Consider the following 19,703-nt stretch of genomic DNA (forward strand, 5'->3'; position numbering starts at 1 on the left):
GGTAAAGGCAGGCTCTACGCCTGCAATTTCCTTGACTTTTCGCCATACGCCGTTTATACTTTTATTAGGTAATTTATTAAGGCTTATAGCTTTGCCCCTATGGTATTCCAGTACCGTAGGGGCTTTCTTTTTTCATTGTTTCTTTTCCTCTCTGTATGAGGTGTAAATAAGGCGTGAGTGCATATGTATTGGCTTGCTTTCGCCTCTCTTGAAATGGTCTGTACATTCCCAGTTTCCCAACCTTTTTAATAATCCACGTTTCCTTGTGCTGAAATGGTTATACGGGTATGATGTCAGCCATACATAAACTGTGCCTGCGGTCTGCTTCTCTGCGTCCCACTCTTTTACGCCTATCTGTGACCTGTCCACTTGTACAAAATCAATACCAGCGGCTTTTAATTGCCTCTCGGCTCTCTTAAAAAACCGCTCTTTGTCCTTTTCTGTCCATGCAAATTTCATTTTTTATCTTTCTCGCAATTCTTCTTGCATCTTTCCATTTCCCGTACGGTAAGCATACCTACCAACTCCATAAGTTCATCTGCGCCCTTTTCGTCAATAAATTCGCATCTAAGGCAGCAGGCATTATAACCACAAATCCCATCATATACAGCCTGTACCTCTCTGCATGTATTACAGTCTTTCAATGTTTCAATCAGTCCCACTAATCCGGTAACTGCCTTTATGCCCAACTCTCCGCCTTTTCCATGTATTGGTATTGAAATTTCCTGTACCTTTGCTGTACGATCTCCATTTACAAAAAATCTGTTTTTCATTTTGTCTAATTCCTTTCTACTGTTTCCGGCTGCCACCATACCTGCATCTTTTCTACCGATACCTCGAAAGTGGTTCTTTTCTCTTCTGATTCTGCGTTATTATCGCCGTAATGCTTTTTCACATACTCCCGGCTCTGTAATCTGCCTGTGATTTTTACAATCGTGCCTCTTTTGTACTTTGCAATCTCGCTGGCGTTCTCCTGCCAGAAAATACATGGAATATGTACGTTTCCGCCCTGTATGCGGTTCTCCACTTTCAGCATTACATCAGCTATATGTTTTCCCCTTGGTGTTTCTCTTACTTCCGGGTTATTCACAATTTCCGCCGTTAATTGCACACCGTTCTGATATTCCGGAAACGCTACTGTTGCAACCTGCTCTGCAAGGATAAATACAGCCGTATGCCCGCTTTCTGTATTTATGGCTTTCTGCAAAATACCCGTTGCCATAATATCTCTGCCAGCTACCATATTTCTTGCTATTGCTTCTGCGTCTATGTTTTCATTTTCCTTTATCTTTGCAGCTACAATTACCGTATCCTCTGCCCCGCTTTTTCTCGGTACACATACCCGCAGGACTGCATAACGGTTTTCTGTATCGTATCCGCATACCCCGTTTGTTATCTCTGCCTGCTTTACCGTTCCCATGATTCCGGCAAAATTTTCATTGTTCATTTTCTGTTCGTTCTCCTTTCCGGGTGCGGGGGAAAAATCCCCCGTTCCCCCTTTACTGCTCCGCAGCCGCAGGCATTTCACAAGAAAGACCGGGCGCAATGCACCAGTACGCATAGCCAGCGGTGTAGGCCCAAGTACACGCAAGCCCCGCAATACAGCCCGCTGTGGCAGCAGCCGCCCACAAGAGGCACAGCCACAATTTCTGTATCTACTGCCCCGCCGTCTGCTGCATATTTATGGCTTGTCCCATTAAATGAGATTGGCAAGCGTCCGTATGGTGTCATTACGGTTTTATCTACATAGCCATAACGCCAATCATTCCACATGTAGCGGTATACGTCTGTATATCCCTCTCCTGTAAAGTTTGGCTCTCCATACGGCAATACCTTTACAATTCCGTCTGCACAGATCAGCTTTGTTAAACGCTCCCATTTATCGCCCCACAATGCCTCTGTGTGGAATACCTTAACCTGTGTTCTGAAATCCGACGTACCGTAAAACTGCCCTTTGTCGTTTAATGTTCCTGTGGTTGCTGGCTGCCCGGTTCTGCTATTTCCTATTCCGTAAGCCGTCTGCAAATCGTCTGTTTTTGCCATAATCTTTAACAGGCAAATAATGTAGTTCCATTCCCACCATGAACTCATGCCCCATTTATCGCCGTTTGCCTTGCAAGCCTCGTTTTCCTGCTCCGCTGTCATATCTCCGATAGTCTGACAACCACTAAGGCTGCGTGCTACATTCTCAACCAGTGACGGTGTATAAATGTGTCTGTAGAATCCGGCATTTAATGTGCCGTCTTTTCCTGTTCTGTGGTATGCGTTGTATTCAGCATCGTATTTTACGTTGCTCCAAATGATATATTCGTCTGTAGCTGTTTCGTACTGACACAGCCAGCCGCCTTTAAAAGCGGACATTGCATTACCTGCATAATAAATATCTGTGATATCGCTCTTTGCCCCGTCCTCTTTCAGTTCGTAATTGTCCGGGCTTAATCTGTAATCCTCTGTACCGTCAAACTTAACCATGCAAGGGTAGTTATTCTTTACAAATTCCACACCGCCCCAGCTACCATAGTTAAATGCACCCTCTACAAAATCCATTACCGCAGGTATCATACCTACAGCATCATACAGGTATGTTACCCGCTTGTTGCTGTCCTCTTCATTTTTGTTAATCTTAATTCCAAACCGTACAGCTTTTTCTACTGCTGCCATTGCTTCACTCATACTTTTTTACCTCGTTTCTTATATGCAAAATGTGTAATACAGTGTCATTGTCAAATCACTAAATTTATACTGCGGGTGTTCTCCCGGCTCTAATGGTTTCATTAACCCCAGCTTTTGCCAGTCCTTATGCTGGATATCCGGCACTACTGCAAAATCCTTTACCTCTGCCTGCCATATCTCTTTACTGATCTGGCTTTTATCTTCCCGCAATATCCCTAGCCAGCCTATGTATACGTCTGCCTCACTGGTTTCGTACCTGCTGCCCTTGCCTTTAACAATGCGTATTCTTGTAATGTTGTGTATTGGCTCTATAAATTGCTCTAGCGTCATTCTTCTACAGCCCCGTCCTCTACAATCTCCATTTCTTCTGCAAATACGCCCACCTCTACGCCCTCACACATTACAAAATATACTGTGCCGCCATTTCTTTCGTTTGGCTCATTTGTTTTTGTTACCTCGTATACCTTGCCTATTTCCGGGCTTGGCTTTGTTGGTACATGCTGTACAATTTTAATTTTCATTGCTTTTTCTCCTATTTCTCTGGCATTTCATATATTCTTGGTATCTCCGCTGCAAACGGCGGAAATGCTGGCGCACCTTTTAAAAATCCGCTACTGCCCGCTGAATACAAATAAGAAACGCACGCTTTCTGTATTTCGTCTATGACCTCTAAACAACGCTCTTTTGTTTCGTATGTTCCTATTTCTTCTAATACTCCGTCAGAAATAAAAATGCTGTGTGTTTCTTTTGGCTCTTGCCCCTTTTTGGCTCTTGCTGTTGCGCTGCCATACTCCACACATGCGTAATTTCCACCCAGCCTATACAGCTTTTCTCTGTCTTGGCTTCTTATGTACATATCGCTCACGTTTTTCCTCTCTTTCTTTTACTTCCCAATAATAAGCGTCCATTATCCACATTTCCTTGCTAAAGGTAAGTGATAATGCTATCGGCATGAAAAATGCTGAAATCGTGATAATATCCAAATCCAAAAGAGGTGCAAACGGTGTTGCGATTCCCAACACCGCTATTACTGCAATCCCGCATAATTTCTGCTTAATGAAATATCGTTTTCTTCTGCGTCTTTCATGTTCCCGTTGCTGTAATTGTTTTTTTGCATAATTCATGCCGTTATAAAAATCTTTTGTGCGTTCCATACTTCCCTCTCTTCCCGGCGGTGCTCTTGTTTTCATATTGCCCACGCTCCTGTAGTGGCTTTGTATGCTGTGTTGCCCCTTTTCGCATTAAAAAGTTGCCTAAAACCTGTTGACCATCCACACACTCTCTAGTTGGCGTGCCCACTGCTCCAAATTCACAGCACCCAGCGTGTAGTTGTTCGCCTGCTGCCACGCTGTCGCAGGTTGCCACGTTCCTGCTTTCAATGCGCCGTATGGGACTCGAACCCATGACTTACCGCTTATGAGGCGGTTGCTCTAACCAACTGAACTAACGGCACTGGTGCGGCTCATTGCCGCTTATGTGTATTCCTCGTAAATATTTCCATCTAAATCAAATGCTAATTGACCGTCTAAATTTTCATCTTCCATCCACCACTTAAATACTTTTTTCCCTGTACTCCACATTTCCATAGTTTTTAACCCTCTTCGTTTTCTTTCATCAATCATTTTTTCAAACGCACGAATATACGCATCTCTATATTTTGGGTATCTTTCAAATTCTCGCCACCTATGTTTACCAGCCAACGGGCAGCCTATGCAGCCAACCCTACCCCAGCCACAACCATACAGCGGGTTTAATTCAATATTTTCTTTTCGTATGTACCAATATAAAAAATCATCGTCCCAGTCTATCAATGGATTTATTAACGTCTTTTGTGTCCTATAACAGTTTTCTACTATTCTTCGTGTTTCCGAATTATCTAAATTAAGAACAACCACCCCCCCTTGTTTGTTAATTGAAAATTTTCATTTTCTTCTATCTCACTCACTAATTTTTTCTTTGGGTTCGTAATTGTAACTATTCCTTGATTTTCTTTTCTGTTCCTGCTTTCGGCTTTTCTTACTCCTGTTACTAACTTTTCGCCCAGTCCTGTATTTTCTTTTAAATCTTTACAGCAATACCGCATAATTCGTGTTGGCGGTGTTCCATGGCTTACAATTAACTGCCACATTGATTGTGCAGGATAGAATATTTCGTACGGTACTCCCATTGCCTCGTATTTTTCTTTTTCTCTTCTTATGAAATACACAGTTTCTGGTGCATCTACTGTTGTATGGTTGTGTCTTATCTTGTATTCCAATCCGTATCTGTTTTTTACCTTTAATGCAATATGCTTTAATACGCTGCTGTCTTTCCCGCCACTATCAGAAATTACGCACCCGTTATTCCCGCACATCATATGCAATATTTCTATTGCTTGTTTTTCCTGTTTTTCCATTTCGTTCTCCTTTGTGCATTTAAAGCGTTTCCTGCGCTTTCTCTGCGCTATATGTATCCGCCGTAGCTCCGCAGCGGGCGTACTCCTTATAAATTGTGTCCCGGTGTACTCCTAAAGTAGCTGCAATATCTACTACCCTGCTGCCCGCCCGGCTCATTTTCTCTATTACTTGCCTATCTTCATAGCGCAATCTTTTGTATTTTCTTGCCACCGTTCCCGCTCCTTTCTCTTGAAATAAAATAAGCGCACAAGAGCTTTTTACACTCTTGCACGCTTTCTTTTCTTGCCATAAATAAAAAAGAAATCCGGCAAGAGATTTTTAATTTCTCTTGTCGAATTTCATTCTAAAACTTATCAGCTTTCTTCTAATTAAATTATCATAAAATCAAAAGGCGGAACTGTCTCACAGCTCCGCCTTCTGATTTTATATCATTGATTACATCATACCCATTCCAGGTGCACCTGCTGGCATAGCCGGTGCGTCTTCTTTGATATTTGCCACTACTGATTCTGTTGTCAATAATGTTGATGCAACACTTGTTGCATTCTGTAATGCACTTCTTGTCACTTTCGCCGGATCAAGGATTCCCGCTTTCACCATATCTACATATTCTTCGTTATATGCGTCAAATCCGATTCCTGGTTCTTGTTCTCTTACTTTATTGATAATTACAGAGCCTTCCAGTCCTGCATTTGCTGAAATGTGGAACAATGGAGCTTCCAAAGCTTTCAAGATAATGTTAACTCCTGTCTTTTCATCTCCTTCTAATTCATCTGCAAGCTTCGCAACCTGTTTTGATGCGTGGATATAAGCAGATCCACCACCTGCAACGATTCCTTCTTCCACTGCTGCTCTCGCTGCGGAAAGTGCATCTTCCATGCGGAGTTTTGCTTCTTTCATCTCAGTCTCTGTCGCTGCACCCACACGGATAACAGCTACACCACCTGCAAGTTTAGCAAGTCTTTCCTGTAATTTTTCTTTATCAAATTCAGATGTTGTCTCTTCAATCTGCGCCTTAATCTGTGCAACACGACCATTGATTGCATCTTTGTCACCCATTCCATCTACGATGACTGTGTTTTCTTTCTGTACTTTTACAGATTTTGCACGACCTAACTGATCAAGTGTCGTCTCTTTTAAGTCCAATCCAAGTTCTTCAGAAATCACCTGTCCGCCTGTTAAGATTGCAATATCTTCCAACATTGCTTTTCTTCTGTCGCCATATCCAGGTGCCTTCACTGCAACTACATTGAATGTTCCACGTAATTTGTTTACGATCAATGTTGTAAGCGCCTCTCCTTCGATGTCTTCTGCAATAATAAGAAGTCTTGCTCCTGACTGTACAATCTGCTCTAACAGTGGCAATAAATCCTGAATATTAGAAATCTTTTTATCTGTAATCAAAATATATGGATCTTCTAAGTTTGCTTCCATCTTCTCCATATCTGTAGCCATATATGCTGAAATATATCCACGGTCAAACTGCATACCTTCTACCAAATCCAATTCTGTCTTCATTGTCTTGGATTCTTCGATTGTAATCACACCGTCATTCGATACCTTTTCCATCGCATCTGCTACCATTGCTCCAACTTCCACATCTCCTGCTGAAATTGCCGCAACATTTGCGATTCTCTCTTTACTTTCTACTTTGCTGCTCATAGATGCGATAGCTTCAACAGCTGCATCTGTAGCTTTCTTCATACCTTTGCGAAGTACGATTGGATTTGCTCCTGCCGCAAGGTTCTTAATTCCTTCATGAACCATAGCCTGAGCTAAAACAGTTGCTGTTGTTGTACCATCTCCGGCAACATCATTCGTCTTTGCAGCAACTTCACGAATTAGTTGTGCACCCATATTTTCAAATGCGTCTTCCAACTCGATCTCTTTTGCAATTGTCACTCCGTCATTTGTGATAAGCGGTGCGCCAAAAGATTTATCAAGCACTACATTTCTTCCTTTTGGTCCTAATGTTACTCTTACTGTATTTGCCAATTGATTTACACCAGCTTCTAAAGCACTTCTGGCTTCTGCTCCATATTTAATCTCTTTTGCCATGATTATTTGCCTCCTATTATCTTTTTATTATTTAATAACAGCTAAAATATCACTTTGTTTTACAACAATATATTCTTCACCATCTAATTCTACATCTGTTCCCGAATATTTCGAATAGATAACCTGATCTCCTTCTGATACGAGCATTGTTACTTCTTTCCCATCAACCATTCCACCTGGTCCTACCGCAACAACTTCTGCCTGCTGAGGTCTTTCTTTTGTCTGTCCCGGCAATACAATTCCGGATTTGGTTGTCTCCTCTGCTTCTAATTGTTTTAATACGACTCTGTCTCCCAATGGTACTAATTTCATATCAAACTGCCTCCTTCATACTATGTTATCAGTTTATTAGCACTCACTTTGTCCGAGTGCTAATTTGCTTTAGTTATAAAATATCACTCCACTTCCTGTTTGTCAACAGACTTTATACTATTTTTATAAAATCCATTTTCTATTTGGAATTCTAAAATTTTTCCGTGTTCATTGTAGTAGCGTTCTTTTATTCTTCCCTCACTGCCGTGCCATGTTGTTCCTGTCTCTATCCGACATTCATAGACTGCATCAAGTACAATATCCGCAAGTGAATCATCTTCTAAAAGTAAATATACGCGTTCCTCCTCCGCGTGATATGCTAAAATCTTACACTGAAATACTTTTGATTCCAATATTCCTCCGGCAAGAATCGCTTTTTTCATTTCTAACTCTGCTTTTTTCCCTTCGTACATGTTTCCCTCTCCTTGTACAACTCAAGGGAGCCAGAACTCTGACCCCCTTCTCTTATTGTTATTTCAATTTTTTCTTTTTGATCGCATCTAGTTCTTCAAAAATATAGTCATTTACCACTTTAATATATGTTCCCTTCATACCGGACGAACGTGATTCAATCACCCCGGCACTTTCGAATTTTCGAAGTGCATTCACGATAACAGATCGCGTAATCCCAACTCTGTCTGCGATCTTGCTCGCCACAAGAATTCCTTCTGTTCCTTCCAATTCATCAAAAATATGAATGATTGCTTCCAATTCTGAAAAGGAAAGTGTACTGATCGCCGACTGCACAATCTGTTCCTTTCGAATCTCTTCGGCACTTTCTTCATTGACAGAGCGCAGCATCTCCAGTCCCACGACAGTTGTTCCATACTCACTTAGAATAATATCATCGATCTCGTAAAGTTCATCTTTTTTATAAATGAACAACGTTCCAAGTCTTTCTCCCGCAATGTCGATTGGTGTCACGATCGCCTGATATCCTTTGACAACCTCTGGTGAAAATCCAAGTGTCTGAAGATTCACATTTTCTTTGGTCGACAAAATACTAAGCAGTCTTTCATTGAGCATCTCATCAATATGGCTTCCAACTTCATTATCGATCAGCTCATGTATCACTTCTACATCTTTCCACTGGCCACTTCCAAGCACTTTTCCTTTTTTGCTCACCACTAATACATTCGATGCGAGAATCTCATTTAATACCTCACAGATATCGTTGAACACGACTTTACTTGAATTGTTATTGTGCAATAATCTGTTAATTTTTCTAGTCTTATCCAATAATTGTACACTCATATCTTCGCCTCCATTATGTGACACTTGATTTTACAAACTATTTACCTAATCATACACACAACTCAGAAAAAATATGTGTATAGTTGTATGTTATCATACAATTTGTTTTTTTTCAACATTTCATTCATTTTTTTCATCATTTTTTATATCTGTTTTATACCCGCATTCTTCATTTGAGCAGAGCAGTTTATTTCCCTTTTCTACCATATAGCTTCCGCACTTCGGACATTTCTCTTTGGATGGTTTTTGCCATGACATGAATTCACAAGTCGGATTATCTTCACATCCGTAATATTTTCTTCCTTTTTTTGTCTTTCGAAGAACCACATCTTTTCCGCATACCGGACATGGTACACCGATTTTTTCAAGGTATGGTTTTGTATTTCTACATTCCGGGAACCCCGGACATGCAAGAAATCTGCCATGTGGCCCGTATTTAATCACCATATTTCTTCCACATTCTTCACAGATTACATCTGTCACTTCATCTTCAATCTTGACACTTTCCTGCTCTTTTTCAGCTATTTGCACTGCTTCCTCCAAATCAGGATAGAAATTACTGATCACAGACTTCCAGGCAACTTTTCCTTCTGCAACCATGTCGAGCAGGCCTTCCATGTTTGCTGTAAAATTCTCATCTACGATGCTTGGAAACGATTGTTTCATGATATTATTTACAACTTCACCAATCTCTGTCATGTAAAGGTTTTTGTTTTCCTTCGCCACGTATCTTCTTGCAATGATTGTTGAAATTGTCGGCGCATACGTACTTGGACGCCCGATCCCGAGCTCTTCTAATGCCTTTACAAGTGATGCCTCTGTATAATGTGCCGGCGGCTGTGTAAAGTGCTGTTTTGGATCCAGTTCTTCTTTTGTAAGCTTCGAATCCTTATCGATGCTCTTTACAAGTACATTGTTTTCTTCTTTTTCCTCATCCGCTTCCACATAAACAGCCCGAAATCCTTCGAATACGTTTTTGGATGCCGCAACAGAAAAACGATACTCGCCAGCTGCAATTTTGATCGAAGTCGTCTCATATTTTGCCGGGTTCATTCTACTTGCCACAAATCGCTTCCAGATCAGCTGATATAATCGGAACTGATCCCTTGTAAGGGATTCTTTCAAAGCCGCCGGTGTTCTTGTGATATCTGTCGGACGGATCGCCTCATGCGCATCCTGAATTTTCTTCCCGTCATCCGCCTTTTTCGCCACCGCCGATACATAGCTCTCTCCATAATTCTGCGAAATGTATTCTCTTGCATTCGCATCTGCTTCCTCGGAAATTCTTGTTGAGTCTGTACGCAGATACGTGATCACACCGACTGTTCCATTTCCTTTGATGTCAATTCCTTCATAGAGCTGCTGCGCAATTCGCATTGTCTTCTGTGTTGCAAAGTTCAGCACTTTTGATGCTTCCTGCTGCAATGTACTCGTAGTAAACGGAAGAGGTGCTTTCTTTGTCCTCTCTCCCTTTTTGATATCGTCTACATAATATGGTACATCCTCGACTGCCTTCATAATCTGTTCCAGTTCTTCTTTTGAATGGATGACTATTTTTTTCCCATCTGTTCCATAGAATTTTGCAAGGAGAGGCTTTCTCTCCCCTTCTACTTTAATCTTTGCATCCAGTGTCCAATATTCTTCCGGAATAAATGCATTGATCTCCTCCTCACGGTCTGCAATAATGCGCAGCGCCACAGACTGTACTCGTCCCGCACTCAAGCCTCTCTTTACTTTTGCCCAGAGAAGAGGACTGATCTTATAGCCAACAATTCGATCCAACGCTCTTCTTGCCTGCTGTGCATCTACCAGATTCATATCAATCTCTCTTGCGTCTTTGATCGATGCTTTTACCGCATTCTTGGTAATCTCGTTGAAACTGATACGGTACATCTTTTTGTCTTCCAGTTTTAACGCTTTTGACAAATGCCATGCAATCGCTTCTCCCTCACGGTCGGGGTCAGTTGCAAGATATACTTTATCCGCTTTCTTCACTTCTTTTCTTAAATTAGCAAGAATATCCCCTTTTCCGCGTATGGTAATATATTTTGGTTCAAAGTCATGTTCCACGTCAATTCCAAGCTGACTCTTTGGCAAATCACGTACATGCCCGTTTGACGCCGTAACAACATAATTACTCCCCAAAAATTTTTTAATTGTCTTTACTTTCGCAGGAGACTCTACGATTACAAGATAACGTGCCATTTATAATTCCTCCACTATCGTTCTATCTATCTCAATCTAACATAATGATTTTTTGAAAATTCACGAATATATCCTTGTAACTCTAAACTCACCAGCACATCCATCAACGCCGGAATTGTCAGCCCTGTAAGGTCCGCCAATTCGTTTAGGTTCTTTGGATACAAATCGAGACAACTATACACCAAATTTTCTGGACTTTCAAGTGCTATTTTATTTTCCGTTAATTTTTTCACTTTTTCTTCACAAACAAACGATAGCTCTTCTAAGAGATCCTCAGGCGATAACAATATCCCTGCACCCTGTTTAATCAGGCGGTTGCACCCCCTGCTCAGCTGACTGTTTATCGGTCCCGGCAGTGCATAGATATCCTTTCCCTGCTCCAATGCCATATCTGCGGTAATCAAAGATCCACTTCTTTCTTTTGCCTCCATCACAAGTACGATATCTGAAAGTCCACTGATAATTCGATTTCTGGCAGGGAAAAACTGCGGCAGCGGCTTTGTCCCGATGGGCTGCTCTGATAAAATCCCGCCTTTTCTTTCCAGCTCCGTATACAGCTCAATGTGTTCTCTAGGGTAACAGACATCCACCCCGCACCCCAAAACCCCATAGGAATCTCCGCCTTCCTCCAATGCTCCTATCTGTCCGGCTCCATCAATCCCTTTTGCCATACCGCTTATGATCTGCGCTCCTGCACTTGCCAGTTTTTTTGCAAATTCCTTTGTCAATTGTCTCCCATAAGGACTGCATTCTCGTGCTCCTACAATCGCCACTGAAAGCCTGTCTTCTTTTGGCAGTCTCCCCTTTACATAAAGCGCATATGGCGGTGAACTGATTTGCTTTAATTTTTCCGGATAATCGCTGTGAAAAAACGGATAAAACTGAATTTTCTTCTGTTGCATCCTCTCATATTCTTCCTCCAAATCCCATGTTTCTATACTTTTCCGAATAATTTGAGCATCCTTTTCTTCCACTCCAAGTGCTTGTAAGCCTGTTTCTTCTATATAATATAACTCTTGTGCACTCACCAAGCGCTTACGAATTCTTTTCTTTTTCTGATTGCCAATTCCTTTTATATTTGCAAACCAATATTCATATTTCATCCTGTCACCTGCCCCAATATTTTTTATCCAATGTCCTGTATCCGATCGCCTCTCTCAAATGCGCCAAACCGATTTTCTCCTCGCCCGCCAAATCTGCAATTGTTCTGGCGACACAGAGGATTTTGTGATACATTCTCGCTGTGAGATTTAACTTTTCAAACGCCTGCCGCATCATCTTTTCCTCCTCGCTTCCAAGAATACAGTATCGCTTTATCTTCTCTGCATTCAACTGTGAATTTGTTGTAATCCCCTCCCCTTTATACCGTTCCTTTTGCCGTTCTCTTGCCATGATCACACGCTCTCGGATATCCTTTGAAGACTCTTCACGGGCTCCCTGTAAATCCTCGTAAGCCACACGTTCAGCCTCAACACAGATATCAATTCGATCCAATATCGGCTGACTGATCTTACTTAAATACGCTTGAATCTGAGTCGACGTACAAAGGCACTTATTCAAATCAGGATAGTTTCCACAAGGACATGGATTCATAGCCGCCACCAGCAAAAATTCTGCCGGGAAATGATACACTCCCCGATTTCTTATGATTTTTATAAAATGTTCCTCAAGTGGCTGTCTTAGCATTTCCAGCACCGGCTTTTGAAATTCTGCAATCTCATCCAAAAACAAAACACCTTTATCTGCCAAACTAATCTCTCCCGGCCGAGGTATCAGACCGCCCCCTATCAACGCAGACGTTGTCGTTGTATGATGTACCTCCCGAAATGGCCGTTCCAAAATCAATGGCTGGTTTGCATTCAATCCTCCAACAATACTGTAAAGCTTTGTCAATTCCATGCTTTCTTCTTTTGTCAGCGGTGGCAAAATCGTCGGTATCCGCTTTGCAATCATTGTTTTTCCAGCTCCCGGCGGTCCGATCATCAACATATTGTGGTTCCCTGCAACTGCCACCTCGGCCGCCCGCTTTGCAAGCTTTTGCCCTTTGATATCCTGATAATCCAATTCGTATGTATGCTCTCCTGCATCTCTCACCGTTCTTGTCTCCGTAGGATCTGCAGCAACGCCCTCATTGAGCACATCGCATGCCGCTTTTAAATTTTCCACTCCGATCACTTCAATTCCCTCGACAAGCTTTCCTTCACTTTCATTTTCTTTTGACACCACACAGGATTGAAAACCATGTTTTTTTGCCTCCAGGACAATCGGCAGAATTCCCGGCACACTTCTCACCCTTCCGTCAAGGCTTAGCTCTCCAACAAAAACTGTTTTTTCAAGCCTCTCCTGACTTACCACTCCAAGTGATGCCAAAATTGACACCGCTATCGGAAGGTCAAATGCTGTCCCTCTCTTTCTGACATCTGCCGGTGAAAGATTCACAACAATCTTCTTCGCCGGAATCACAAGCCCCGAATTGCGAATTGCCGTTCGTACCCGTTCTCCTGCCTCTTTTACTTCTGAGGATAAATATCCTACCATATGAAACATCGGTAATCCATTGCTTAAATCCGCCTCCACATCAATAAATTCTACCTGTAATCCTTGTAGTGCAGCGGATAATACTGTGCTAAACAATCATTTGCACGCTCCTTTCTTTATTCCTTTTTTCTTAGTTGAAATCTCTGGCAGAACTGCCTGATAGTACTATAGAAGAACGAATATCTTCTGAAATATAGTGCTCTTATTCTTACATACTTCTCATTCATTGTCAATATTTGTAAGTGGAAAAGCACAAATATTTTTGTCCGCACATACATTATACTAAATACGCTAAGAGGTGCTTTCCTTGAAATCATTTCCAATTCCCCTAACTGCAGCTGAAGAACAATACTATATACAAAAATATATCGAGGGTGACCTTGAGGCGAAACACATCTTGATCGAGCGGAACTTGCGCCTTGTCGCCCATGTCATCAAAAAATATCAATACTTAGACGATGATCCGGAAGATTTGATCTCCATCGGAACGATCGGGCTGATCAAAGCAGTTGCAACTTTTAATCCTTCTAAAAATAATCGTCTCGGAACCTATGCTGCAAGATGTATTGAAAATGCTATCCTATCGCCAATGGGGTTTTACTCCCGGGAGAAATCCCCCAGCAAGGATTGCAGTCACATTGGAAGGTATTTACAAAGTTTTCAGATGAAAATTATCTCATGTGCAGAACAGAAGACGGCATTGTACAGTACGCTCCTCTGTGCATCCATACATTCCGGCTGATTGCTCCCCGCAAGCTCCTGGAAGCCCAGCAGTTCAATCAGCAGTATCACAGCTACGAAGAAATACAAAATGTTCCTGACCGTCTGCGCTGGTGCCGCCACCACATGGGTCTGATGCAGAAAGAGGTTGCAGAACAGATTGGAATCTCCAGAGGACACTATATAGATTATGAAGTGGGATATGTTGATTACTACCCGAAAGAAGTGGTGGACAGGCTGGCAGACTTCTATCATATCCCGGTTGAAGACCTTCTGGATGAATACAATCTTTTCTTATATAAAGGTCAGGGGAAAATGCTAAAAGAGTGCCGGGAAAAAATGGGGTTAAAGAAGAAACCCTTTGCGAGAATGCTGCATGTGGATCCAAATACTTACCGGAACTGGGAATCAGATAAAAAAAGAATGTTTAAGCTTACCTGGGAAAAGTATTTTCGTGAAGTGCTCTTAGCCAATCAGAATGCATCAAATCAGAATAACATTTGAATAATTGAAGTCATACTTCGACAGACTGACCATCTTGAACCCAGATCGTCAGTCTGTTTTTTCTTTGACAGCTGAATGGATGATCTCATCAATCAACTGTATTTTCTGTTCTGAGGGGCAATTCAACCTGTTGATATACTGACCGACCATATCAGCGTGGACGCCTGCCGCCCGGACTGCCAGCTCATGTCTGCCCTCTTCTGTTTTCGGATAATGAACGATCACATGGATCGGAGCACTTTTCCTTGCGATACCACGCACCTCCCCGGTATTTCAGTTTATGAACGAGAAGTTGTCCGCTATTCTTCCGGAGACTGTTTCCTTTTTCTGCATCATCAGATTAAATTTGATGTTATAATATATAGAAGAAACGCATTAAAACTTCTTTGTGATACCATCTTATCAGGGAGTTTGCAAAAGCTCATTGAGCGCAGTTTGAGCATAAATTGACCAGGATCAGGAGGAAATATATGGAACGCTGCGATTTCAGTTCAATCATTACCACGGTTCGCAAATATATCGGCGATGACAGAGGAATGAATCAGATTGATCTGCTTTATGAATTGTTTGAAGGTTTTCTTGAAGAGGAATCTTCACAGGACTTTGATTTTGACAACGGTCTTGTCTGCCGCTGGTTTAACGGACAGGCCCGGATCAGCCCCCGCATCTCCGGATATTATCTCCATACAGACAACAGGAACCGTCTGGCTGATGATATAGAAACAAATATTCTGCCGCTAATGTGTGACAGCGCAATGGCAATACAGGAAATCTACAAGATCCTGATACAGGATGGAACTATTTCCGATCAGAAAAAAGAACAGCTTACTCAGGATTACCCGTGTCATACTTCTGAAGAACAGGCTGCTTTTCTTGCGTCTGTTCTTTGCTTTGGAATGGAACGGACATTTGTTAAAAGGAACGCTGCCACCAAAAAACTGCTTGCTGCCGGAACACTGTCTCCGGTAATCAGTGATTTTGTTTATAACGGAGAAGTTCCCAAGGCGTGTGCTCATTTCTGCGGAAGGAATCAAGAGCTTTCCACACTTCACGAATTAATTTCAGAAAAGCGGATCATTTTTCTGCAGGGGATTGCCGGTATCGGGAAAAGCGAGCTTGCCAAAGCATATGCAAGAGCTTACAGAAAAGACTATACAAATATTTTGTATCTGACCTACAGCGGTGATCTGCGGCAGGATATCATTGATCTGGACTTTGTGGATGATCTGCCGGAGGACACGGAAGAAGACCGTTTCCGCAAGCACAACCGTTTCCTGCGGTCACTAAAAGAAGATACTTTGCTTATCATAGACAACTTTAATACTACAGCCGGAAAAGACGCCTTCTTCTCTGTACTGTTAAAATACCGCTGCCGTATCCTTTTTACTACCCGAAGCCGTTTTGATAACTATGCGTCTTTCAATCTTGGCGAAATATCTGATCCTGATGCTTTATTGTCACTAATGGGATATTTCTACTCAGATGCAAAGAGGAAACAGTCTATCCTGAAACAAATTATTCAGACCGTTCACAGCCATACACTGGCGGTAGAATTATCCGCACGGCTGTTGGAAACAGGTATCCTGGAACCACAGGAATTACTGGCACGGCTACAGGTTGAAAAATCTGCCCTTGGCGCAACGGATACCATTGATATCGTAAAAGACGGACAAAGTCGGAAAGCTACCTATTATGAGCATATACATACGTTGTTTTCTCTGTATCGTCTCTCCGAGGAAGAACTTAATATTATGCGGGGGCTGATTTTTGTTCCCGTCAGCGGAGTCAGCGGACGACTGTATGCAAACTGGATGAAACTTTCGGACATGAACAGGATCAATGACCTGATTGAGAAAGGCTTTGTACAGACACAATCCGGAAGACAGATTTCTCTTCATCCCATGATACAGGAAGTGGCAATTGACGAGACCAGACCGTCAGTAAATAACAGTGCTGTACTGCTTGACAGCCTGCAAACCATCTGTCTGCTACATGGACATGACGTCACCTGGTACAAACCGCTGTTTCTGACCATCGAGAACATCATTCGGGAGATTGCAGATGACAATACGCCGGCTTATTTGAGTTTTCTGGAAGATGTATTTCCCTACATGGAAAAGTACCACTATACAGCTGGAATGGAATTAATCATCGGCAAATTATCCGGGCTGCTCACAGATGAAACTGTCGGGCGCAGTACAGACCGGGCGGTCCTGCTGGATTATCGTGCCGCCTGTGAAGAGAAAACGGAAAAAGCCATCAAACTGGAAAAGGAAGCCATCGCCCTGATCCCGGAGATCTCAGAAGAAAATGCTCACCTTGTTTCCAATCTCTACTCCAATCTGGGCGGGCTTTACAAAAAGGCAGGGAAACGGGATCTGGCACAGCAGGCTATGGAGCAGGGGCTTCGGATCCTGGAACAGTATGATCTGCTTTACTACCATGACAGCATTGCCCAGACTGCGAACTATGCCGTTCTCCTTACTGAAATGGGGCAGCCGGAAAAAGGGCTCTCCGCTCTAAAAAAACTATCCCGGATGATCCGGGACTTGAACTCTGACCAGACCATGGATTACGCTACAGTTCAGGAAGCAATAGGCGGTATCTGCCTGGCTACAGGCGATATCCGTCAGGCCACCACTCATTTCAAAAAAGCTCTGGCTATCTATGAAGCGGTACATAATGGGGAACCGGATATGATTGAGACAAAAAAGCAGGAAATCCTTCAGGCTTATACACAGACAGGGATAGCCTTAGGACAACAGCTGCTTAATAATTAGAAAACAAAAAGAACAAAAGCCTGCACGGTGAAATCAGAAAATTTTTTCTAATCCGTCAGGCTTTTTATTCTTTTACATATACGATCAGTTCTCCAATCTCACAGTCCAGATAACTGCATAATTTACAGACCAGATTTGCATCTATCCGTTGAAATTCATTTCTGCAATACCTGTTAAAATTCGCTCTTGGAATATCCAGATCACGGCAGATCGTATTCTTGCTGATTCCCTTTTCTTTCAGCAATTCTTCTATTCGCATTTCCAGATGACCATAATTCATTCTCCTCACCTCAACACAAAGTATATTTGATAAATCTTTATGTAGTAATTCACTATATAGTGAGGTACTATATAGTTATCCCATGTTGAAAAGCGAGGTTAAAAAAATGAAGCGAAAAATGGTCATCCTACTTATTTCCGTTATTCTATTATCGGCAATCTACTATTATATCAGCCTGCCTGACTACGTTGTTGTAAACAGTATATCATTTAGCAGTAAAAATACCCGGGATACGGAAATAAAGGTTGTGATTTACAAATATCACGATATAGACAATACGGTCAAAGCCATTGAGCAGGAGCATAACCGGATCAACGGCACACCGACCTCTCTTGAGATGGATCTCTATTATTCCCGCTGGCACCTCAGGCATGGATCAGGGCCATTTAAAACAGTAATCTTCAATTATACTCATAATTAATTTGCGGATTATCCCGGCAAAATCATATAGCATCGGTTCTGAAAACCGGTGCTTTTCTTTTGCTCAATTTCCGCTCAATCCCCTCTCAATGTTCTTACAGCCTTCTTTCAGTAGAATGAACTTGCAGTGAATACAGCACCATTTCTTTAAAACCGGTGCTGCTTTCCAGACAAATCTACAGAAAGGAGGATTTATTTTATGAGCAAAAAGACAAATCAGGGAGGTGCAAAGACGCATGAAAGAATTTAAAAATCTCATGATCATCGGCGTGGATCACGGCTACGGCAACATTAAGACCGCCGGTACTGTCACTAAAAACGGCGTGACAGCCTATGAGACCGAACCGATCTTCTCCGGCAACATCCTGGAATACGGCGGGATGTACTATCGGATCGGGGACTGCCACAAGGAATTTATCCCGGACAAAGCTGCGGATGAGGACTATTACCTGCTCACGCTGATGGCTGTGGCAAGGGAGCTGAACCTGTACGGCATCCGGGAAGCAGACGTTCATCTTGCGGCCGGACTTCCACTCACATGGATCCGCAGACAGCGGGAAGAATTCCGAAGCTATCTGCTCCGTAATCCGGAAGTAACCTATCGGTTCAACAAAAAAGAGTATCACATCCGCTTGGCCGGATGCAGCCTGTATCCCCAGGGATACCCTGCCGTTGTCAGCCGTCTCAAAGATTTCAGAGGGACAAATCTTCTGGCAGATATCGGGAACGGTACTATGAACATTTTGTATATCAACAACAAAAAGGCCGTGGAGAGCCGTTGCTGGACAGAAAAGTTCGGTGTCAGCCAGTGCATGACCGCAGCACGAAATGCAGTCATGGATACCTTCGGTGTCAGGATCAATGAAGCAACGATTGAACAGGTATTCCGCCACGGTACTGCTGATATCGGGAAACCTTATCTGGACTGTATCACCTCTGCGGCAAGGCAGTATGTGGCAGATATTTTTACCACCCTGCGCCGGTATGAATACAATCCGGATCTCATGCGGCTGTATATTGTGGGCGGCGGTGGCTGTCTGATCCGAAACTTCGGGCGGTATGAGGAAAGCCGGGTAACGATCATTGATGATATCTGTGCCACGGCAAAAGGATATGAAGCTCTTGCGCTTGCCGCTCTCCGCAGGAAGGAGCGCCCATGACAGACAGAATCCGAAGCACCAATGTCCGGTTTAACCTGGACAAGGAGATCCCTGCCCAGGCATGGCAGTATCTCCAGACTATGGACAGGCAGGAATTCAAATCCTACAGTCAGGTGATCGCCGCCGCTCTGGTAGATTACTTTGACCGCTATTACAAAAGCCGGGAAGATCCCTATCTGGAAACTCGGGAGCGGGAAGAACAGTTTGTACAGCAGATCGTCTCTGCGGTGGAGAAGTCTATGGAAAAAGCACTTCCAGTCTTTCTGGCCGGCTGCATGGCCGGGCTGTCAAAGTCCAATGCAGCCGTTCCCCCTGCAGAATCTCCGGCGACTGACCCTGACGCCGATGTGGACTGGGATTTTCTGGGCGAGTAGTCCCTGAACCTGTCATATGAGGGGAGGTA

At 42.8% G+C, this 19,703-nt stretch carries 25 protein-coding genes, 1 tRNA gene and 1 pseudogene; 6 read left to right on the forward strand and 21 right to left on the reverse strand.

Annotated features, from left to right (window positions below):
- Window positions 1-132 precede the first annotated feature (132 nt).
- The 19 genes from BQ5364_RS11905 to BQ5364_RS11995 form a co-directional block, all read right to left on the reverse strand.
- Complete coding sequence (locus BQ5364_RS11905; protein ID WP_071144355.1) at window positions 133-459, reverse strand: hypothetical protein; 327 nt, start codon at window positions 457-459, stop codon at window positions 133-135.
- A complete protein-coding gene (locus BQ5364_RS11910) occupies window positions 456-773 on the reverse strand; it encodes a hypothetical protein (RefSeq protein ID WP_136017824.1) in 318 nt (105 codons plus the stop codon). Before BQ5364_RS11910 ends, BQ5364_RS11905 begins: the two co-directional genes overlap by 4 nt.
- A gap of 5 nt (window positions 774-778) precedes the next feature.
- Window positions 779-1,447 carry a single-stranded DNA-binding protein gene (locus tag BQ5364_RS11915; protein WP_071144357.1) on the reverse strand — a complete coding sequence of 223 codons (669 nt, stop codon included), beginning with the start codon at window positions 1,445-1,447 and terminating at the stop codon, window positions 779-781.
- A gap of 77 nt (window positions 1,448-1,524) precedes the next feature.
- Window positions 1,525-2,673: a hypothetical protein gene (locus BQ5364_RS11920; RefSeq protein ID WP_071144358.1), complete on the reverse strand. Its 1,149-nt coding sequence runs from the start codon at window positions 2,671-2,673 to the stop codon at window positions 1,525-1,527.
- Between the two features lie 18 nt (window positions 2,674-2,691).
- Complete coding sequence (locus tag BQ5364_RS11925) at window positions 2,692-3,003, reverse strand: hypothetical protein (protein WP_071144359.1); 312 nt, start codon at window positions 3,001-3,003, stop codon at window positions 2,692-2,694.
- Window positions 3,000-3,194 carry a hypothetical protein gene (locus tag BQ5364_RS11930; protein ID WP_071144360.1) on the reverse strand — a complete coding sequence of 65 codons (195 nt, stop codon included), beginning with the start codon at window positions 3,192-3,194 and terminating at the stop codon, window positions 3,000-3,002. Before BQ5364_RS11930 ends, BQ5364_RS11925 begins: the two co-directional genes overlap by 4 nt.
- 11 nt (window positions 3,195-3,205) lie before the next feature.
- Complete coding sequence (locus BQ5364_RS11935) at window positions 3,206-3,529, reverse strand: long-chain fatty acid--CoA ligase (RefSeq protein WP_207729753.1); 324 nt, start codon at window positions 3,527-3,529, stop codon at window positions 3,206-3,208.
- Window positions 3,492-3,863 carry a hypothetical protein gene (locus BQ5364_RS11940; RefSeq protein WP_071144362.1) on the reverse strand — a complete coding sequence of 124 codons (372 nt, stop codon included), beginning with the start codon at window positions 3,861-3,863 and terminating at the stop codon, window positions 3,492-3,494. The genes BQ5364_RS11935 and BQ5364_RS11940 overlap by 38 nt, the downstream gene beginning before the upstream one ends.
- 189 nt (window positions 3,864-4,052) lie before the next feature.
- Window positions 4,053-4,126: transfer RNA gene (locus BQ5364_RS11945), tRNA-Ile, on the reverse strand.
- Between the two features lie 19 nt (window positions 4,127-4,145).
- The gene (locus BQ5364_RS18475) at window positions 4,146-4,568 is read right to left on the reverse strand and encodes a phosphoadenosine phosphosulfate reductase domain-containing protein (RefSeq protein WP_268874317.1); all 423 of its coding nucleotides are present in this window, start codon (window positions 4,566-4,568) and stop codon (window positions 4,146-4,148) included.
- On the reverse strand, window positions 4,550-5,068 hold the full coding sequence (locus BQ5364_RS18480) for a phosphoadenosine phosphosulfate reductase domain-containing protein (RefSeq protein ID WP_071144363.1): 519 nt from the start codon (window positions 5,066-5,068) through the stop codon (window positions 4,550-4,552). Before BQ5364_RS18480 ends, BQ5364_RS18475 begins: the two co-directional genes overlap by 19 nt.
- A 19-nt stretch (window positions 5,069-5,087) precedes the next feature.
- On the reverse strand, window positions 5,088-5,279 hold the full coding sequence (locus BQ5364_RS11960; RefSeq protein WP_071144364.1) for a helix-turn-helix domain-containing protein: 192 nt from the start codon (window positions 5,277-5,279) through the stop codon (window positions 5,088-5,090).
- Window positions 5,280-5,504: 225 nt separating this feature from the next.
- Window positions 5,505-7,127, reverse strand: coding sequence for a chaperonin GroEL (gene groL, locus BQ5364_RS11965; protein WP_004611385.1), 1,623 nt, complete (start codon window positions 7,125-7,127; stop codon window positions 5,505-5,507).
- A 27-nt stretch (window positions 7,128-7,154) separates the two neighbouring features.
- On the reverse strand, window positions 7,155-7,439 hold the full coding sequence (locus tag BQ5364_RS11970; RefSeq protein WP_004611386.1) for a co-chaperone GroES: 285 nt from the start codon (window positions 7,437-7,439) through the stop codon (window positions 7,155-7,157).
- Window positions 7,440-7,522: 83 nt separating this feature from the next.
- Window positions 7,523-7,852, reverse strand: coding sequence for a hypothetical protein (locus tag BQ5364_RS11975; RefSeq protein WP_004611387.1), 330 nt, complete (start codon window positions 7,850-7,852; stop codon window positions 7,523-7,525).
- Between the two features lie 58 nt (window positions 7,853-7,910).
- The gene (codY, locus tag BQ5364_RS11980) at window positions 7,911-8,693 is read right to left on the reverse strand and encodes a GTP-sensing pleiotropic transcriptional regulator CodY (protein ID WP_004611388.1); all 783 of its coding nucleotides are present in this window, start codon (window positions 8,691-8,693) and stop codon (window positions 7,911-7,913) included.
- Window positions 8,694-8,813: 120 nt separating this feature from the next.
- A complete protein-coding gene (gene topA / locus BQ5364_RS11985; RefSeq protein WP_004611389.1) occupies window positions 8,814-10,898 on the reverse strand; it encodes a type I DNA topoisomerase in 2,085 nt (694 codons plus the stop codon).
- A gap of 26 nt (window positions 10,899-10,924) precedes the next feature.
- Window positions 10,925-12,001, reverse strand: a complete 1,077-nt coding sequence (gene dprA, locus BQ5364_RS11990; RefSeq protein WP_004611390.1) for a DNA-processing protein DprA — start codon at window positions 11,999-12,001, stop codon at window positions 10,925-10,927.
- 4 nt (window positions 12,002-12,005) lie between these two features.
- Window positions 12,006-13,532, reverse strand: coding sequence for a YifB family Mg chelatase-like AAA ATPase (locus BQ5364_RS11995; protein WP_071144365.1), 1,527 nt, complete (start codon window positions 13,530-13,532; stop codon window positions 12,006-12,008).
- A gap of 211 nt (window positions 13,533-13,743) precedes the next feature.
- Here BQ5364_RS11995 and BQ5364_RS18850 point away from each other — a divergent pair.
- Together BQ5364_RS18850 and BQ5364_RS12005 are read left to right on the forward strand one after the other, a co-directional pair.
- A pseudogene (locus tag BQ5364_RS18850) lies at window positions 13,744-14,052 on the forward strand (sigma-70 family RNA polymerase sigma factor); the annotation flags it as partial.
- Between the two features lie 62 nt (window positions 14,053-14,114).
- Window positions 14,115-14,660 (forward strand): helix-turn-helix domain-containing protein, encoded by a 546-nt coding sequence (locus tag BQ5364_RS12005; RefSeq protein ID WP_083382833.1) that lies wholly within the window; start codon window positions 14,115-14,117, stop codon window positions 14,658-14,660.
- A 48-nt stretch (window positions 14,661-14,708) separates the two neighbouring features.
- On the opposite strand, the gene BQ5364_RS12010 is transcribed toward BQ5364_RS12005, so the two are convergent.
- The gene (locus BQ5364_RS12010; RefSeq protein ID WP_207744723.1) at window positions 14,709-14,921 is read right to left on the reverse strand and encodes a hypothetical protein; all 213 of its coding nucleotides are present in this window, start codon (window positions 14,919-14,921) and stop codon (window positions 14,709-14,711) included.
- 209 nt (window positions 14,922-15,130) lie between these two features.
- Here BQ5364_RS12010 and BQ5364_RS12015 point away from each other — a divergent pair, with 209 nt between their 5' ends.
- Complete coding sequence (locus BQ5364_RS12015) at window positions 15,131-17,440, forward strand: tetratricopeptide repeat protein (RefSeq protein ID WP_330605076.1); 2,310 nt, start codon at window positions 15,131-15,133, stop codon at window positions 17,438-17,440.
- A 64-nt stretch (window positions 17,441-17,504) separates the two neighbouring features.
- On the opposite strand, the gene BQ5364_RS12020 is transcribed toward BQ5364_RS12015, so the two are convergent.
- The gene (locus BQ5364_RS12020; RefSeq protein WP_071144367.1) at window positions 17,505-17,720 is read right to left on the reverse strand and encodes a helix-turn-helix domain-containing protein; all 216 of its coding nucleotides are present in this window, start codon (window positions 17,718-17,720) and stop codon (window positions 17,505-17,507) included.
- A gap of 106 nt (window positions 17,721-17,826) precedes the next feature.
- Here BQ5364_RS12020 and BQ5364_RS17495 point away from each other — a divergent pair, with 106 nt between their 5' ends.
- The 3 genes from BQ5364_RS17495 (at window position 17,827) to BQ5364_RS12030 (ending at window position 19,674) form a co-directional block, all read left to right on the forward strand.
- Window positions 17,827-18,141, forward strand: coding sequence for a hypothetical protein (locus BQ5364_RS17495; protein WP_162841123.1), 315 nt, complete (start codon window positions 17,827-17,829; stop codon window positions 18,139-18,141).
- A gap of 235 nt (window positions 18,142-18,376) precedes the next feature.
- A complete protein-coding gene (locus BQ5364_RS12025; RefSeq protein WP_071144368.1) occupies window positions 18,377-19,300 on the forward strand; it encodes a ParM/StbA family protein in 924 nt (307 codons plus the stop codon).
- Window positions 19,297-19,674, forward strand: a complete 378-nt coding sequence (locus BQ5364_RS12030) for an adenylate cyclase (protein ID WP_071144369.1) — start codon at window positions 19,297-19,299, stop codon at window positions 19,672-19,674. Before BQ5364_RS12025 ends, BQ5364_RS12030 begins: the two co-directional genes overlap by 4 nt.
- The last annotated feature ends 29 nt before the right edge of the window (window positions 19,675-19,703 follow it).

Source organism: Coprococcus phoceensis (assembly GCF_900104635.1).
GTDB lineage: Bacteria > Bacillota > Clostridia > Lachnospirales > Lachnospiraceae > Faecalimonas > Faecalimonas phoceensis.

Excerpts from the sequence above, each read along its gene's own strand:
- dprA (WP_004611390.1), bottom strand. The coding sequence starts at position 12,001 with ATGAAATATGAATATTGGTTTGCAAATATAAAAGGAATTGGCAATCAG.
- BQ5364_RS11970 (WP_004611386.1), bottom strand. The coding sequence starts at position 7,439 with ATGAAATTAGTACCATTGGGAGACAGAGTCGTATTAAAACAATTAGAA.
- BQ5364_RS12020 (WP_071144367.1), bottom strand. The coding sequence starts at position 17,720 with ATGAATTATGGTCATCTGGAAATGCGAATAGAAGAATTGCTGAAAGAA.
- BQ5364_RS12030 (WP_071144369.1), top strand. The coding sequence starts at position 19,297 with ATGACAGACAGAATCCGAAGCACCAATGTCCGGTTTAACCTGGACAAG.
- BQ5364_RS11935 (WP_207729753.1), bottom strand. The coding sequence starts at position 3,529 with ATGTACATAAGAAGCCAAGACAGAGAAAAGCTGTATAGGCTGGGTGGA.
- BQ5364_RS11915 (WP_071144357.1), bottom strand. The coding sequence starts at position 1,447 with ATGAACAATGAAAATTTTGCCGGAATCATGGGAACGGTAAAGCAGGCA.
- BQ5364_RS11925 (WP_071144359.1), bottom strand. The coding sequence starts at position 3,003 with ATGACGCTAGAGCAATTTATAGAGCCAATACACAACATTACAAGAATA.
- topA (WP_004611389.1), bottom strand. The coding sequence starts at position 10,898 with ATGGCACGTTATCTTGTAATCGTAGAGTCTCCTGCGAAAGTAAAGACA.
- BQ5364_RS11910 (WP_136017824.1), bottom strand. The coding sequence starts at position 773 with ATGAAAAACAGATTTTTTGTAAATGGAGATCGTACAGCAAAGGTACAG.
- BQ5364_RS11920 (WP_071144358.1), bottom strand. The coding sequence starts at position 2,673 with ATGAGTGAAGCAATGGCAGCAGTAGAAAAAGCTGTACGGTTTGGAATT.
- BQ5364_RS11940 (WP_071144362.1), bottom strand. The coding sequence starts at position 3,863 with ATGAAAACAAGAGCACCGCCGGGAAGAGAGGGAAGTATGGAACGCACA.
- BQ5364_RS11930 (WP_071144360.1), bottom strand. The coding sequence starts at position 3,194 with ATGAAAATTAAAATTGTACAGCATGTACCAACAAAGCCAAGCCCGGAA.
- BQ5364_RS12015 (WP_330605076.1), top strand. The coding sequence starts at position 15,131 with ATGGAACGCTGCGATTTCAGTTCAATCATTACCACGGTTCGCAAATAT.
- BQ5364_RS11905 (WP_071144355.1), bottom strand. The coding sequence starts at position 459 with ATGAAATTTGCATGGACAGAAAAGGACAAAGAGCGGTTTTTTAAGAGA.
- BQ5364_RS17495 (WP_162841123.1), top strand. The coding sequence starts at position 17,827 with ATGAAGCGAAAAATGGTCATCCTACTTATTTCCGTTATTCTATTATCG.
- BQ5364_RS18480 (WP_071144363.1), bottom strand. The coding sequence starts at position 5,068 with ATGGAAAAACAGGAAAAACAAGCAATAGAAATATTGCATATGATGTGC.
- BQ5364_RS11975 (WP_004611387.1), bottom strand. The coding sequence starts at position 7,852 with ATGTACGAAGGGAAAAAAGCAGAGTTAGAAATGAAAAAAGCGATTCTT.
- codY (WP_004611388.1), bottom strand. The coding sequence starts at position 8,693 with ATGAGTGTACAATTATTGGATAAGACTAGAAAAATTAACAGATTATTG.
- BQ5364_RS12025 (WP_071144368.1), top strand. The coding sequence starts at position 18,377 with ATGAAAGAATTTAAAAATCTCATGATCATCGGCGTGGATCACGGCTAC.
- groL (WP_004611385.1), bottom strand. The coding sequence starts at position 7,127 with ATGGCAAAAGAGATTAAATATGGAGCAGAAGCCAGAAGTGCTTTAGAA.
- BQ5364_RS12005 (WP_083382833.1), top strand. The coding sequence starts at position 14,115 with ATGTGCAGAACAGAAGACGGCATTGTACAGTACGCTCCTCTGTGCATC.